Source organism: Pasteuria penetrans (genome assembly GCF_900538055.1).
GTDB lineage: Bacteria > Bacillota > Bacilli > Thermoactinomycetales > Thermoactinomycetaceae > Pasteuria > Pasteuria penetrans.
The window spans coordinates 1,036,905-1,052,874 of sequence record NZ_UZAC03000001.1 but is presented as its reverse complement, the minus strand read 5'-3'; the positions used below and the strand labels follow the sequence as shown (position 1 = coordinate 1,052,874).

The following is a 15,970-nucleotide window of genomic DNA, read 5'->3' as shown; positions in this document are numbered from 1 at the left end:
GTTATGGGGGGACCATCGGCTCGTGTGAAAGCAGAAAGGAAATGGCAGTCCTATTGGGAAGAAAAGGGAACCTATCGTTTGCCTATGAAGGGGGGGGATTGCGGAAAGGAGACCCGCTATGTACTGCCACAGTTTCCCTATCCCTCAGGTGATGGTTTACATATGGGTCATATGCGAGTGTACACGATATCGGATGTATTGGCTCGTTTTCATCGCATGCAGGGGAAGCGGGTTTTACAGAATATGGGGGCCGATGGGTTTGGATTACCCGCAGAAAATGCGGCTATGAAGCGGGGGATTGATCCGGCGCGGTGGACGGCAACCAATATCGATCGTTTCCAGAGGGAATTGCGCAGTATGGGGTTGGCCTATGATTGGGATCTTTACGTAACCACCTGCCAGGAGGAGTACTACCGGTGGACACAATATATTTTCCTCCTACTCTATGATCGTGGTTTGGCTTATCAGGCCAGTGCAGCTGTCAATTGGTGCCCTTCCTGCCAAACGGTTCTGGCTAATGAGCAGGTGGCGGGGGGTCATTGTTGGAGTTGTGATACGCCTGTTCAGATGAAGGACTTGGTACAGTGGTTTCTGCGGATTGGTCGTTACGCAGCCGCGTTGCAAAAAGGTCTCGATGCAATGGATTGGCCTGAACATATCAAGACCATGCAGCGCAACTGGATCGGATATCGTGAAGGTTTTGAAATGGCGTTTCACTTGGACTCGGATGGGGAGCGGGTCGTTCTTCCTCTCTTTCTTTCCCGATTGGATTCAGCACCTGGTATCACTTACGTGGCATTGTCCCCCGAGAGCCCCCATCTTTCCCGTCTATGTCCTGTATCGGAGGGATTACGGGAATGGCAGGAACATCGTCGTCGTCGCGATTACGCTTGTGATGGTACAAAGGGATTTCTCATAGAGGGGGTTCAGGCCATCCATCCCTGGACCGAGGGGAAACTCCCTGTATGGGTTGTTGATTACCTGGCTCCCGGTTGTGGGGTTCAGGAGACGGTGGGTGTTCCCGCGCATGATGGGGATGATTTCGTGTTCGCCCAAGCCCATGATTTGCCGATTCGTCCTGTTGTCGAACCTACATCGGGGGAGGAGATATCGTCGTCCCCCTATACAGGAGTGGGGCGCATCAAGGCAGGTTGTCCTGGAGCTGGCCTCTCTAGTGAGGAGGTCACGAAGTTGTGGTTGGATCAGTTCGGGGGTGATAGGTTGGGTCGGGTTACCAGACATCGTGTGCATGACTGGTTGATTTCCCGACAGAGGTATTGGGGTACACCAATTCCCATCATCCATTGTCCCCGATGTGGTGTGGTTCCCGTGCCCCTAAAGGATGTACCGGTGAAGCTACCTACTGATGTTCAATTCGTGCGGGGTAAGAATCCTATGGCCTCCTCCCCTACCTTTAGGGTTGTGGATTGTCCCCGTTGTGGGGAGAAAGCGGAGCGCGAGTTGGATACGATGGATACCTTTATGGATTCTACCTGGTACTTCTTCCGTTATGCGGATCCACACAATCAGGACCTGCCCTTTTCGAGGGAAAAGGTTGCGGAGTGGATGCCCGTCGATATTTATGTAGGCGGCGTGGAACATGCTGTGTTGCACTTATTGTATGCTCGTTTCATTACTCATTTTCTGTATGATGAAGGTCTCTCCCCTGTCAGGGAGCCCTTTGCGCGTCTTTTACCCCAAGGTATGGTCCTTCAGGATGGTGCGAAGATGTCGAAGTCGCGGGGTAATGTGGTGAGTCCCAGAGTTCTGCTCGATCAGTACGGGGCGGATACAGCACGTATGTTCATTCTCTTCGCAGCCCCCCCCGAGAAGGATATGGAGTGGAGTGATGAGGGTGTCAAGGGTTGTCACCGTTTCCTACAACGTTTGGAATCCATCTTTGATCGATGGCAGAAAGAGGGGGAGGGGGGCCCTTCTGATCCCGCGGACGCGAAGGAACTGCGTAAGCATGTTCATCGGGCGATACAGAGGATCACGCGTGACATAGGGGAACGATGGCATTTCAACACAGCCATTAGTACGATCATGGAACTAGTGCGGGCCCTGCAACAATGGGGTCCTGGAGCAGGGCCTAAGGTGCAGGGGGAGGTTTTGCACCAGTTGGCAAGGTTGTTGGCCCCTATTGTGCCCCACCTGGCCGAGACATTCTGGCAGCAGCATTTGCAACAGAAGGGGAGTGTTCATCTCGCTGATTGGCCTGTTTGTGATCCCGTCCATTGGGAATCCGAGGAAGTGACATGGGCCATTCAGGTGAACGGGAAATTGCGGTGTTGTCTTTCCTTACCGGCCGATAGCGGGGAGGAGGTCGTGTTGACGGCAGCCCGGGCTGAGTCGCAGGTGGAGCGCTGGTTGAAGGGATGTGAGGTTCGTAAGGTTGTGTTTGTACCCGGTCGTTTGCTCAATCTGGTAGTATCAAAAGCCGCCCCGTGAGGCGGCTCTTTTTGTATATTTTTGTATTTTTACTTATTTTATAGTTTTCTCCGCACAAGTATAGAGTGGGTGCAGGGCAGCAATCTTAATATGATGCAAATTCGTTTGTAATTTATATTTTATTACTATTTACAATTATTTTTATATATTATTTAATTTTTACTAAATTTATGCTTTTTATACTAAGCAATCCTAATGATGGCCAGCTGATACCTTGATATCAAGAATGCTCCTGCTATGGTGGTTGTGAGTATGAATTGTAAAGAACTGGGTCCCCCAGCCGGTGTACTAAAAATGGATACTAGACTCAACTCCGTATCAGTCAACCCGAGTGTTGCGCTCAGACTGGTGACTCCTACTGGTGTCATTCCGTTCAACGTGGCCGTAACGGTGGTGGTAAGGATGCCGAGTCCAAGAGTAGCTCCAAATATGAGATTGAGATAGTAGGTAGCATCGCCTGTTAGAGTGAACGTGGTGGTGGCGGCAACAGGTGGTGTAATGTCGGCTCCATTGGAGTGAAAGATGGTTGCTGCTGGGAAATTGAAGGGTGTACCAGAGACTACGACTATAGGGGTGGTGCTAGTGGCCTGACGGAACAAATCGGAGAGAGCGAGTGAACCCGTAATGCCCGTGCTCCCCGTGGCTCCCGTGCTTCCTGTAGCCCCCGTGGCGCCGGGGTCACCCGTGGGACCTGTTGGACCTGTGGCACCTGTAGTTCCCGTAGCACCTGTAGTTCCCGTGCCCCCCCCTGTGAAGGTTCCCGTGGGTCCTGTGGCTCCCGTGGTGCCGGGGTCACCCGTGGGACCTGTTGGGCCCGTGGGACCTGTTGGACCTGTTGGGCCTGTTGGACCTGTGGTGGAGCCCGTACTGCCTGTGCCACAACAAATAATGGGGAAGGGAAAATTACAGGATGAGGGACATATACCAAAAGCCAATGGGAATCCCTCCTATGTTTTTATGGAATGGGTTGGTGTGAATGAGGACGGTGGGTATTTCGTTGTCTGTGAACGGATATATGGGATAGGGGGGGTACTATTTTTGTTGTACATTGGTGGTGGGAATGGAGGTCCTCGGTCACCCCCCCATCTAAGCACGGGGGATGCCAAGTTCACTCTCATTCTATGTGTGTGTGGGGATGGGCGTACCGTGTGACTTCCCATTGGAGACAGCCCAATTTGTTTCTGGCGAAACGGGATGGGGGTTCGATGGTGGAATCTCTCCGTGACGGATGTGGGGGGATTCTCCTGATCGGAAAGGGATTCAGTGGATCGCACGGGGGACCAGGGGGAATGCCGGCGTCTCTTTCCACGTGGCTATAGCAAAATAGTAGGGTGGGGCCATAAGGGGACGGAAAAAGGAGATCAGTTGGTAGGGATGCTATGGTCTATGTTCCTGTGGGTTTCTTTTGGGGGTAGTACTACGGAGCAACAAGGGTTCATCTTGGTTTGCCTGGTCTGTCCCGAAGGGGAGTAGGGCGTGAAGGGTTCAAGGTGAAGGGTTCAAGGTGAAGGGTTCAAGGTGAAGGGTTCTAGGGTTCCATGATGGAGAAGAAGGGAATGTGTGTATGGTAGTCCGAGTTCGATTGCGTGTGTGTGAGACGTTGTTTTTAGGGACACGACTCCTAGGGTTGTGTCGTATGCTTTTATGAACTTTTTATGAGTTAGGGGATGAATTCCGAATCAGGAAGGGCACCATGATATGTAATGTTTTGAAAATAGATATTATTTATAAATTTATAATATATAGTGTATAATATATATGAGGATAATTATATAAAAAATAAAATATTAAAATATTTAACAATGGGGGTGTTTTCTATGAATTGGGTCCAAGGGAGGGCTGCTTCCTTCTACCCTACCATCCTTACCGTAGGCCTCATTGCACTTCTAGTTCCTGCCCCATCCGCAAACGCAGAAACCGATCCGAATCGTTTATCGTCCACCCCCTATTGGCAACCGATACGTAAGGAATCTATAAGTGAGGAACTAAAGAATGATATCAAGAGGAAGATGTCTCGGAAGGGTGTGGATTATGAGCTAACGGATGATTCGTATCAATCCAGGGATGGTTCCACTGTAGATGTTGTGATTCGAATCCTGCCCAGTAAAAAGAGTAGTACCCTTCGCTCTTCGGATGGATTGAGAATCGATCCAGGGGAAGAGGATCAAATCAGAAAGGAGAACTCTGGGTATGACGATGAATCTTCAAGAAAAACATCCTATAGCGGGTCCCATACAGAAGAAAGCAGGGAAGGAGGACTAGGGTACAATCGAAGTTTTCGATCACAAGCTGTGCCCTCATCCCCCGATGGGGGGACTTCTAATCGTCCTTCCGAGGAGGGAACCACCGGGGAGATCGCTAGGGAAAGAAAGGAAATTTCTACTAAGGAATCATCGGGGAAGGACCCTAGCATAGAGGAAAAAAATCCACAAAGTAATACCAGGAATTCATTTTCAAATTCCATCCGTATTGCTGTGTATGCTGATCCTTCCTATCGCAAGGGTCATCCAGGATGGAAGGAAGATATCAAATACCTGGTTCAGATGGTAAGTGATCGTTTTTATAAAGCCATGGGGGCCCCATTGGAAATGGTCAGTTGCCAACCTTCGGAAACAAATTTTGTTGGGCCCCCTCCTTATGGTTTGCGTCCCCATTTGGTTTCTATTGCCCCCCGTCCCTCCGATCCCGTGGACATCAAGGTTGGTTTTACAGAGCAGACTGAGGAAATAGCTAGGAATGCTCTAGGGTATAGCAATATGTGGATACCACCGTTGGTAGCGAGAGCTGGTGAGTTTCCCAGTTCTCTTGTGAGTGCCAACCATCATTCAGAAGGGGATCATGCTGAGTACGATGCCCATGTCCTACAACATGAACTCACCCATGCCCTAGGGGAGCATCATACCTATAAGCCCACACCTTCCAATGTGATGAGTACTAGGCTTGGTAGCGAGGGTTCCTACAGCAGTGAAAAAGAGGCACTGGATAACATGCATGGCAGAACCAATTGGTTACCCGATCAAATAAGATGTATGAAGGATACGGTAAAGACATGGCATTCCATGGAATCTGATGATGCCCAATTTTGTGCCGTGAGGTACAAGAGGGTCGTTGGGGAGAATAATAGGATCGTAAGGGAAGATAATGAGAAGGTGAAGAGGGATTCAGAGTACCATCAATCCCGCTAAATGAGATCAAGGGGATTTATATAAAAAATACGGGAAATGATTTTCGTCTGGGTTCCCCGGGAACACAGGTTTATGTTAGGACCGTCTCAGAGTGTAGTTCTTTGGGTTCCGGTGGATAGGTGAGTACTGGGGGTCCCCCCTGATTCCATGGTTGTTGGGTGTGTGGCAGCGGGAATCGGGGGGATTTCCCGGGACATGAGAGAGGGTTTATTTCATTATGATAATAATAAATCCAACAAGGTAAGAAATGGGAATCTGCACAGGTACTGGGCGGTTGTGTAGAAACCGGAGGGTTGATCCTACGCCCTCGGCTTGGGTTGGATCCCCAGTGTTCCGGTCTGAAGAATCATTTGCATGGGGGATATGGATTTTTCCCCCTTGCTCCTCCTAGTCTCATTTCGCTAGAATGAAAGGAAATGGGAGGGCGGTTTTGTTGTGCCGTGTCCAGGATGGCCCATGAGGGGGGAAGTCATGTCGGGGAATGCGGAAGAACATAGGACCGGAACGCAGCGTGTCAAGCGGGGTATGGCATCTATGTTGAAGTCAGGTGTGATTATGGATGTGGTCCACGAGGATCAAGCCCGCATTGCGGAGGATGCTGGGGCGGTGGCTGTGATGGCCCTCGAGCGTGTACCTGCGGATATCCGGGCTGCGGGTGGAGTGGCCCGTATGGCGGATCCGAGTCGGATCGAGAAAATTCAAAAATCCGTTACGATTCCTGTGATGGCTAAGGTTCGGATCGGTCATTTTATGGAGGCCCATGTGTTGCAGGCTCTTGGGGTAGACTATATCGACGAGAGTGAAGTTCTGACTCCTGCTGATGATGAATTCCACATAGACAAAAAGAGATTTACCGTTCCCTTTGTTTGTGGCGCGCGTGATTTGGGGGAGGCCTTACGTCGTGTCTCCGAAGGGGCTGCCATGCTTCGTACGAAGGGGGAGCCTGGAACGGGAAATATTGTCGAGGCCGTTCGTCATTTACGGCGTATTCAGGACCAGGTTCGTTCCCTTCAGGGTAGGACTGAGGAAAGGTTGGTACATAGGTCTCGGGAGTGGGGGGTTCCCTATGAGTTGTTGCTCGAGGTTCAGCACACGGGTCGTTTGCCCGTTGTCAATTTTGCCGCGGGTGGTGTAGCCACACCTGCCGACGCGGCCTTGCTGATGGCCTTGGGGGCTGATGGTGTTTTTGTAGGTTCGGGTATCTTCAAATCCGACAATCCAGCTGCCTTCGCCAAGGCCATTGTGAAAGCGACCATGGACCATGAAGACTATACCTCCCTTTTGGATGCAAGTAAAAGTTTGGGTACGGCTATGAGTGGCCTTCATGTGTAGCCATTCTGTCGGCTACTTCCTATGTGGGATTCATAGGATAGGATCCAATCAGGGAAGGGGAGATGAAGAATAAAAATCGGCATCTTGGGTTTCCAGGGAGCGATCCGTGAGCATGCTGAGTCCTTATACCGTGTAGGGGTTGGAAGAGATAAGGTTGTGATCATCAAACAACCGTCTCAGTTGAAAGATGTGGCGGCGTTGATTCTCCCTGGGGGGGAGTCCACTACGATCGGGAACTTCCTCGGTTTTCGCCGCTTTCGTTTTGCCTTGGAGAAATGGTATGGCAGGGGGAGGCCTATTTTTGCTACTTGCGCGGGTCTCATCCTACTCAGTCGTTCTTCTGTTGGTTCCGTTTCTGTCCCCTCGTTGGGTTGGTTGGATGTGACCGTGCGTCGCAATGCTTTTGGACGTCAGGTGGATAGTTTCGAGGCACTTTGTACCTTGAGGGGGGAACGTATCGTGGGGGAGAATGTTCCCGCAATCTTCATTCGCGCCCCCATTGTGGAATCGGTGGGGGAAGGGGTTGAGATCATAGCTCGTGTTCGTGGTGCCATTGTGGCCGTTATGCAGAAGGGAATCCTGGCTACTTCCTTTCATCCTGAGTTGACGGAAGACCTTCGTTTGCACCAGTGGTTCGTGGGGGAGGCAATGAAGGAACAGGGCGAAGTAGGAGGATGTACAGGTAAGGGGGAGGATTCTTGTTAGATATCAAATCTGTGCGTAAGGATGAGGGGGAATTGAGGCGGCGTTTCCTCAGTCGGGGTCTTGCTACCGAGGTTTGGGATCAATTGATTGCGATCGATCATCAGAAATTGCGACAGCAGCAGGAGGTGGAACAATTACGACACAGGAGACGGCAACTCTCCGAGTCCATTGCGGCCCGTCATGATCTGCGGGAGGAGCTGGCGGGTGAGATCAAGGAGGTTTCCCATTCGTTGCGGATTCAGGAGAGTGTACTACGGGAAACCGAAGAGTCTTGGCTTGGGCAGATGCTCTCCCTTCCTAATCTACCGGATGCGAGTGTACCAATGGGTCGGGACGCGGCGGATAATGTTGTGGTTCGTACCTGGGGCCAGCCTCCCACTGATGCGAAGGAGCCGCATTGGGAGATGGGTGCGCGTCTCGGTTGGATTGACACGGAGAGAGCCGCTAAGGTAACAGGGGCTCGGTTTGCGTTTACCGTGGGTGTAGGGGCGCGTTTGGAGCGTGTTTTGGCACAATGGATGTTGGATGTACATACAAGGGATCATGGTTATAAAGAAATAGCTCCCCCTTTTATTGTCCACGAACGGTCGTTGTTGGGTACAGGCAATTTTCCTAAATTTCGTGAGGATGTTTTTCGGATTGGGGAAATGGATCATTATCTTCTCCCCACGGCAGAGGTACCCATAACGAATTACCACCGGGAATCCATTCTGACGGAACTCCCTTGTCGTTATGTAGCTTATACACCCTGTTTTCGCTCGGAGGCGGGGGCTGCGGGTCGTGATACTAAGGGTTTGATTCGTTTGCATCAATTCCAGAAGGTAGAGCTTGTTCAATTTGTGGATCCTGATGCTTCTGGGTCGGCTTTGGAGGAGATGACCTCCCATGCCGAGAGGATTTTGCAATTGCTGGAATTGCCCTATCGCGTTGTTTCCTTGTGTACAGGGGACCTCGGTTTTTCTGCTGCTAAAACCTATGATTTAGAGGTATGGTTGCCCAGTGCGGGTACCTACTGTGAGGTTTCCTCCTGTAGTAATTGCAAGGGATTTCAGGCGCGTCGGGCAGGGATTCGTTTCCGTTCCCATGAGAGGGAAAAATCTGTTCATGTGCATACACTCAATGGTTCTGCTTTACCTATTGGGAGGACCATGGCTTCCTTTCTCGAATGTCATAGTCGTTCTGATGGCTCTATTTATATTCCCCCTGTCCTACGGCCCTATTGGGATGGTCAGTCTTTCCTGCGCCCTCCTTTGTAAATCTTTCATTGCCAGTGTTTCTGTGGTTGGCATACAATGGAAGAAAGCTTTTTGTATGAGGGGGTGAAGATGGGTATGGCTATGCATTCTTTCCCTTTTTCAGGGATAGGGACGAGAAGGAATTTTTTTATTCTACTTTTGTTTCTCTTGCCGTGGACCCTCGGCTGCGACCGTCCGGGATCGGAGCGTTCCCTGGCGCCTGCACAGGGTCTGCGGGTCGTTGTCACCTCCTTCCCCCTGGAATACTTTGTGAAGGGGGTTGGGGGCGATTTGGTTTCCGTGGAGAACATGTTGGGGGCAGGTGGGGATCCCCATCATATCGAGCCTACCTTGCGGAATCGGGCCCACCTGGCTCGAGCTCAGTTGGTGGTCTATGAAGGGGCGGATCCTTCCGTCCGTCGTTTGATCGATGTCGTTCGGTCGGAACAGAAGGGCACCCATTGGCTCGACCTTGCCTTGTGGGAGGATAGGGGTGATGGGGCGGATGAAGTCGATGCGGGTCGTACCCATCGTTGGCTGGATCCCCATGAGGCCAAGGTGATGGTGGAACAGATAGGTTCTGTTTTGTCTCGTATGGATCCAGCCCATCAGTCCTCCTACGTTCGGAATGTCAGGGATCTCCAGCAACGTCTGGAATTGTTGCGCCAGCGATACGATCAGGTGCTCTCGCAGGCCCGGCAGAAAACGTTGGCGGTGGTGCACGATGGTTTTCGCGTTCTAGCGCGCCGCTATGGTCTACGGTATGTGTCCGTGTTGGAGGCGCACCATGAGTATCAAGAGCCCTCTCCTCGTCGTTTGCAGGACCTTATGGCTACCTTACGGGCCCAGGGTGTGAGAACCCTGTTCACCCAGCCGGGGGTGGAACAGGGAATCGCCCATAGGATTGGCGATGCCCTTGGGGCACAAATTCTTCCCTTGCATGCGATGGAAAGTAGTACACAGGAGGAACGTCAACAGGGTTACTTTTATTGGATGGAACGCAACCTGAATCAATTAGCGAAGGGTTTCGGGGTATCCTACGGATAAGGGTTGGTGGGTCTTTTTTCGTTCTGTTTTTTTCTCGTAAATGTGGACATTGGATCTTAGGATAGAGATGTTTTCTTTCCCTGTATCCATGAGGGGGTATCCCTGCGAAAAGGAACGATCGGACCGTTTCCGCCCTGAAGGCCCGTCCCTGGCATTTGGTTTCCCCTTGATCTGTCCTTAAATTCAATGAATATACTCATGTTATGGGATAGTGCTTGCTCCCCCATCCATACCTCCTCGGAGAACACATCAGAACGATATTCTGTTGGGTAGATCATTCATTCCTATTAGTATATATCCAACCCCAACCGTTATATTTTATTGGGTAGAGAACACGGTAAAAACGATAAAAAAGCCACCCATCATTATGGTATAATATCCCTCTTATTCTAGAAAAAAATAGGATAAGGGGACTCGAGGGTGGGTGGCTTCCTGGGGCATGGTGGCATAATATCCAGGGACTGCGAGACAGAGGGGTAGAACTAAGAAGAAAATTCCTCTGTAGGATCGTCTATTGTCGGGAGTGTTCCTATATGCTAGGTTCGGTGCCGGAAGTGGTGGGGTTGTTTGGTGGGTGGACCCCGTTGTTCTCATGCTGCTGACATAAGGATGACGGAGTATCTACTCCTATGTGTTTGTTAGTACATAGTTATGGGTAGGGGGCAAGCACGAAAACTAAGGTAGGCGTGTCTAGGGGATCCGTCCCGTATGATTCGTACCTCTGATTCGACACCCATGAGTCCATGGAAGCAAGGAGACCCATGGGGAACACTAAAAATTTCTTTTTGGGATGGAAGAGGGAGCGGTCCAACGGGTGTTGGACGGGTCCAAGTACGGTGGTCCTACTGTCGTTGTAACCCAAAACTGTCATCGATCTCCCTGTTCGGTGTGGGAGTGGGTTCGGGAATGATCCTAGGACCATAGTACGATCAATAAGGTTGGCAAATACTGTCGGCGTATTTTATGATCGTGACCATGGTGGACGGAAGTTGTACCGCAAGATTGACCGGTGTTGTTCCAAAGCTGCTAAATCGTATCTCAAGACGAATGTGGTTGTTAAGTCCATGTGGTGGAATATCACTGACACAACCCAGAACTGTGTTGCTTATAGAAGAATCAAATGCATCGTTAACTAGAGCGGGGCCAACCCAGAACGCAACGATTTGATTGAAGAAAAAATCTGTGGTGAACTGCCGGAAATAGGCTACATAACTGCCGTAAGCACCGGCGACAGGAGCACCGGCAGCACTGGTGTAGTTAGCATCTATGTGAAAGGACATTAAATAGGTTCCGGTACTCGGTAGTAGGATATCTGTGGTTCCAATGAGTTGTATATCCCCGCTTCCGTATCTTTGGCCGTTACCGGTTTCAAGAGTTACAGCAGTACCGGTAGCTCCTTCGGGGGTAGGGGTGATGAATTGGGTGTCGGCACCTCCTCCAGCTACTATGGTCATACTCGTATTCAAACCAGGCCCGGTGGCACCCGTAGCACCTTGGGGCCCCACGGGTCCTTGTGTGCCCTGTATCCCTTGTGGTCCTTGTGTACCTTGTGTGCCTTGTGGTCCTGTTGTGCCTTGTGGTCCTGTTGGACCTGCTGCTCCTGTTGTGCCTTGTGGTCCCGCCGGGCCTGGGGCTCCTGTTGTGCCTTGTGGTCCCGCCGGACCTGGGGCTCCTGGTGTCCCTTGTGGTCCCGCCGGACCTGGTGTTCCTGGTGTTCCTGCTGGCCCTGCTGGCCCTGCTGGCCCTGCTGGTCCTGGTGTCCCTGGCGATCCTGCTGCTCCTGGTGTTCCTGGTGTTCCTGCTGGCCCTGCTGGACCCGCTGGTCCTGGTGTCCCCGGCGATCCTGGTGTTCCTGGTGTTCCTGCTGGCCCTGCTGGCCCTGCTGGACCCGCTGGTCCTGGTGTCCCCGGCGATCCTGGTGTCCCTGGCGATCCTGCTGCTCCTGCTGGTCCTGCTGGACCCGCTGGTCCTGGTGTTCCTGGCGATCCTGCTGCTCCTGCTGGACCTGCTGGACCCGCTGGTCCTGGTGGTCCTTGTATTCCCTGTGTTCCTGGTGTTCCTGCTGGTCCTGGTGTTCCTGCTGGACCCGCTGGTCCTGGTGTTCCCGCTGGTCCTTGTATTCCCTGTGCTCCTGGTGGTCCTTGTATTCCCTGTGCTCCTTGTGGTCCTGGCGGTCCTGTTGGCCCTGGAGGGCATATACATGTTGGACCTGTTGGACCTGTTGGGCGTGTTGGACCCGTTGGACCTGTTGGACCTGTTGGGCGTGTTGGACCTGTTGGACCCGTTGGACAGCACGGACAGCATGGGCAGTGTGAGGACTTATGGTTGGACATGGTTTCATACCACCTTAGTTGGATAGTATCTATAAATTAAGAGAACGATAGGATTTTGTTACTTACATCGATTCTCCAAAATCGCGAAGGGTTTTTTTATACCCAGTTCCCTTTCTGGTTATGGGCAGCAGGTACCCGAAGTTACGAAGGGAGAGGAATTTCATAATATAATGTTGGTTCATTGTTTTACTGGAAGGGATGACTAAATTGATAGGAAAGGGTTATTTCCTGTAGAAAGATGGGTTGTTCTGAGTCTGATTTGGGGTAGATCACTTTCTTGCGACAGTAGTAAGGGGAGTTGGGATGCTCTCTGGACTCGGTTTTGCATGGTATTCGGTGTTATCCATGGATACGGGTATTGTTAGGGCCCCGTTTCCGCGATGAAACCGATTAAGAAATGTATGGTTGGCTATTCCATTCCGCGTTCGCAAGGATGGGCGTTCCCGAGTGAGAATTTTCACAACCATGATTTTTTTCTTGATGCGTAAGGGTTTGCGTGTCATAGGAGGGGTGGGGGAGGGGTCCCTCGGAATCGGCTGGTGGTATGGAAGGTTTCAAAACTATTCAAGGCTGCTGTTGTAAAGAGAAATGGGGATCTTCCTGGGAAGGGGCAGGACGAAGGATTCTTGTCCGATGTGTGTCCAGTAGGCTGTATAAGTGAGGAATGATTGGTCTTCCCGGGGTCGTCTGGTAAGTTAGCAGGCTTCAAACTGCCTGACCATTGCTGATGTGGAAATACTCCGGTGGTGGGGAGCGGGTTTAGGAAAAGGCGGGGTTAGAATCCCCGTCCGGTAGGGATTAGGGAGCTCAACGAGAGTGAACCGTTCGGGGACGCATCGAAAGGAACCGCTCATGTCGAGATCGGACTGTGAGCCTGGTACGTCGGAAGAAGTCATGGAAGACGCGACCTATGATCCGGGCGGCATGCTCTGGTGGGACACAACGGATGGGAGAAATCCAATCTAGGTGTTGCACAGACGTCTGGCAATGGCCAGGTATAATAAGAGCCAGGGACAATTTGGGACCCGCGTACGAAGTCGGATCAGCCAGCCGATGAAGTTCTTGTAATGAAGGCAGAGCGAGGGGGGTGGTTCATCCTGACGAGGACAGTAAACGATAACTTTAGTGAGAAAAACCATTTGGGGAGATCACTGGGACCTCAGAGCAACATCCCCATAATTGAAGTAGGACCTGTTTGAAGATTGGGGTGGGATGGGAAGATCCGTATAATGCGGAGAGTATTGTGTGTGCTTCTGAAGGGTGTGGGCTGGGATAGCTAAGCCCTACTCGGTGTGGGACCAGGGGGTCGGGGAACTCCCCTTTTCGGTATTTGTACTGGGGTAGACTCTATTATAAAAATTTTATTATTTTAAATAATTTAAACAAAATAATATAGGACTGAGGGCGAAGTTCTCCTCCGTGATTTTGGAACATTGCAGGAGGGAATTTTGGTTTCTTTCGTACGCCTATGGGAGAATCCTTCCTCTTTATTAAATAAATACATATTTATTATAATTATATAAATTTTATTATATAGAATTGAAGTTATTCAATAACAATAGGGAACAATCTTGGTACTTACGATCCAATTCGGATATTATGGGCGATACAAATGAGGAAGATCAGATTTACGAACAAGAAATAAATGGATCTATCTGTTTGTTATTTGAATACATAAATAACTATGAAATTACAATCTTAGATCATTTTGGCCATTCCATTTACTAGGAAAATCATTCTAATGGATTTTGTCCTTCGTTCCATTGCTTGATCATGGTTGTCAAGATAAGTCAGAGAGAATGGCTTAGGGGTTTGGTCTTCGGGCCAAAAGTCGGTATCTTTTTTCGAAATCAAGGGTTCTTGCACAGAAATATGGATGATTTCTCATGAAACGGATGAGGGTTGTGGCCGCTTTGTTCTGATGTTTTTCCGTATATATACCTATTATTGGGATAGGAATGTTTTTTTCTTTTGTATTTATGGTTACGAAGTACTGAGGAATGTGGAATCTCATCCGCTAGGTAGGATGTTTTATTTCAGCTATCAAGCTTAGGTCCTAGGGGATGGGTTCTCAGCGAATCCTTTTGCACCTAATATCCGCGTGATTTTTTTCTATGTTGTGCAGGGTGTGAAGGGAGGGATATGGGGATATTAGATCATCTCATGTAGGGTTGAAAAAAACTGAGGATTGGGGGACTGGACAGGGTTTCAAGGTCTTTGGGTGTTGGATGATGGGCTTGTGTGTGTGTCAAGGTTGGGTGATGGTTTCAGCCCTCTGGGATCGTTCGGATAGGTGGGCAGATTTTCAATCGCTCTCATGCTGCCGGTGTAAGAACAACGGGGACTTATGGGTTCCTGTTCAGGTTGTAGCGGAGCTCATACAGTACCCGATCATCGTTTGGATCGATGATCGTTTTAGATCTGACCCCGTTTTTTGTGCGTGGGGGTGTATGTTTTTGAATATTTTTCCTCTTTGTTCTTCTATAGAAATGACAGTAGCGGGTGGTTCGTGTTTGGATTTCTATCGATGGAGATCATTTTTTGGGAATGTTTTTCCTTGGACAGGGGGGAACACGAATTGTCTTGCAATAGGAGGGGGGTACGTGTTTCTCAATCCATAACCCTTTTTCTGATTTCGCCACGGATCAGTATTTTGTAGGGAAATCCAATTCCCCGGGTATTTTATGAATCGGTATATCTTTCTCGTAGAGATGGGCATATATATTTCCAACCCGCACCTGGACTTTGTGGCCGATCTCCTCTTTTCATGGGATTACCCCTCACATATTCGAGGGTGGGTGGGGATGGCTTGTGTCGTGTGCTCATCATATCGTCACAAACGTGGCAAGGAGAGGGCTGTATGCCTAATTTGGTGTTGGTTCCGCAGGGGCCCCCTTTTTGTTATTCATTGGGGAACCCGTTTCGGGGTCTATTTTTTGTTCATTATTTGTCGAGTAGATATCCTGTATTCCCATCGAGCTTCTCATGTTCAGTAGGGTTGGCATCCCGGCCAACCCTTTCACAGAAAACCATATGTACTACCCCCCGCATGTCTTTGACGATTCCTTTTCCTCTGCATTTCAATTCATCAACCGATATCATAATTTCCTGCGCACGGGAAGTGTAGGCGGCTATAACGCCCTACCAATGGAAGGGTGGCTGATCCTAAGTGGCTGACCCCAAGGAGATACATTTTTATTTAAATAAATTTTATGTAATATTTTAATACATCATACTATTTTTATTCATATTGCTTGTTTATTTATATAAGCAATATGAATTTATATGTAAAGAATGTTGATCCCTCGGGTTCCGTTGTGATCATTTGAGCAACCATATTTATAGAAACAAGGGGGTTGATGCAGGTGTTCTATTCCATAGATGATATAAGTAATTTTCCCTATATTCATGAGGAATTAGGAAAAAAGAAAAGAAGAGAACAGGTAAGGAAAAAGAAACCCAATCCCTCAGAGAAGCTTTGGGAAGATCATGAGGACGTAGGGACAGAGGAAAAAAGACGACGATTTTATTGCAAACATATGGGCTACTATGGTCTACAACCTCCTGAACAAGGGGAAGTCAAGTAGTACTTGTAGGATTGATAAACCCTGTGTTGGGATTGTGTTGCTGCGTTATGGCTATTGGGAATTTGCGGAGTGAAGGGGAGTGAATGATGGTTATA

General features: G+C 49.8%; 12 protein-coding genes. 10 read left to right on the top strand and 2 right to left on the bottom strand.

The window, feature by feature from the left end:
- The first annotated feature begins 3 nt into the window (after window positions 1-3).
- Window positions 4-2,451, top strand: a complete 2,448-nt coding sequence (gene leuS, locus PPRES148_RS04235) for a leucine--tRNA ligase (protein ID WP_187820576.1) — start codon at window positions 4-6, stop codon at window positions 2,449-2,451.
- A gap of 182 nt (window positions 2,452-2,633) precedes the next feature.
- Here the strand turns inward: leuS and PPRES148_RS10970 are convergent, their stop codons facing one another.
- Entirely contained in the window at window positions 2,634-3,386 is a 753-nt protein-coding gene (locus PPRES148_RS10970; protein ID WP_187820575.1) for a hypothetical protein, read from the bottom strand.
- Window positions 3,387-3,714: 328 nt separating this feature from the next.
- Between PPRES148_RS10970 and PPRES148_RS04225 the strand changes: the two genes are divergently transcribed.
- The 7 genes from PPRES148_RS04225 to PPRES148_RS04195 all read left to right on the top strand — a co-directional run bounded on the left by PPRES148_RS04225 (window position 3,715) and on the right by PPRES148_RS04195 (window position 10,879).
- Window positions 3,715-3,924 carry a hypothetical protein gene (locus PPRES148_RS04225; RefSeq protein WP_149453385.1) on the top strand — a complete coding sequence of 70 codons (210 nt, stop codon included), beginning with the start codon at window positions 3,715-3,717 and terminating at the stop codon, window positions 3,922-3,924.
- A 344-nt stretch (window positions 3,925-4,268) separates the two neighbouring features.
- Window positions 4,269-5,636, top strand: a complete 1,368-nt coding sequence (locus PPRES148_RS04220) for a hypothetical protein (protein WP_149453384.1) — start codon at window positions 4,269-4,271, stop codon at window positions 5,634-5,636.
- 471 nt (window positions 5,637-6,107) lie between these two features.
- Entirely contained in the window at window positions 6,108-6,968 is an 861-nt protein-coding gene (pdxS, locus tag PPRES148_RS04215) for a pyridoxal 5'-phosphate synthase lyase subunit PdxS (RefSeq protein WP_149453383.1), read from the top strand.
- Between the two features lie 84 nt (window positions 6,969-7,052).
- Entirely contained in the window at window positions 7,053-7,673 is a 621-nt protein-coding gene (gene pdxT, locus PPRES148_RS04210; protein WP_246142894.1) for a pyridoxal 5'-phosphate synthase glutaminase subunit PdxT, read from the top strand.
- Window positions 7,667-8,929: a serine--tRNA ligase gene (gene serS / locus PPRES148_RS04205; RefSeq protein WP_149453381.1), complete on the top strand. Its 1,263-nt coding sequence runs from the start codon at window positions 7,667-7,669 to the stop codon at window positions 8,927-8,929. Before pdxT ends, serS begins: the two co-directional genes overlap by 7 nt.
- Window positions 8,930-8,998: 69 nt before the next feature.
- A complete protein-coding gene (locus PPRES148_RS04200; RefSeq protein ID WP_223127946.1) occupies window positions 8,999-9,955 on the top strand; it encodes a metal ABC transporter substrate-binding protein in 957 nt (318 codons plus the stop codon).
- Window positions 9,956-10,663: 708 nt separating this feature from the next.
- Window positions 10,664-10,879: a hypothetical protein gene (locus PPRES148_RS04195; protein ID WP_149453379.1), complete on the top strand. Its 216-nt coding sequence runs from the start codon at window positions 10,664-10,666 to the stop codon at window positions 10,877-10,879.
- A 5-nt stretch (window positions 10,880-10,884) separates the two neighbouring features.
- On the opposite strand, the gene PPRES148_RS04190 is transcribed toward PPRES148_RS04195, so the two are convergent.
- Window positions 10,885-12,288, bottom strand: a complete 1,404-nt coding sequence (locus PPRES148_RS04190) for a collagen-like triple helix repeat-containing protein (RefSeq protein WP_149453378.1) — start codon at window positions 12,286-12,288, stop codon at window positions 10,885-10,887.
- Between the two features lie 816 nt (window positions 12,289-13,104).
- On the opposite strand from PPRES148_RS04190, the gene PPRES148_RS10955 reads away from it, so the two are divergent.
- The gene (locus tag PPRES148_RS10955) at window positions 13,105-13,254 is read left to right on the top strand and encodes a hypothetical protein (protein ID WP_187820571.1); all 150 of its coding nucleotides are present in this window, start codon (window positions 13,105-13,107) and stop codon (window positions 13,252-13,254) included.
- Between the two features lie 2,399 nt (window positions 13,255-15,653).
- Window positions 15,654-15,875, top strand: coding sequence for a hypothetical protein (locus PPRES148_RS04185; protein ID WP_149453377.1), 222 nt, complete (start codon window positions 15,654-15,656; stop codon window positions 15,873-15,875).
- The last annotated feature ends 95 nt before the right edge of the window (window positions 15,876-15,970 follow it).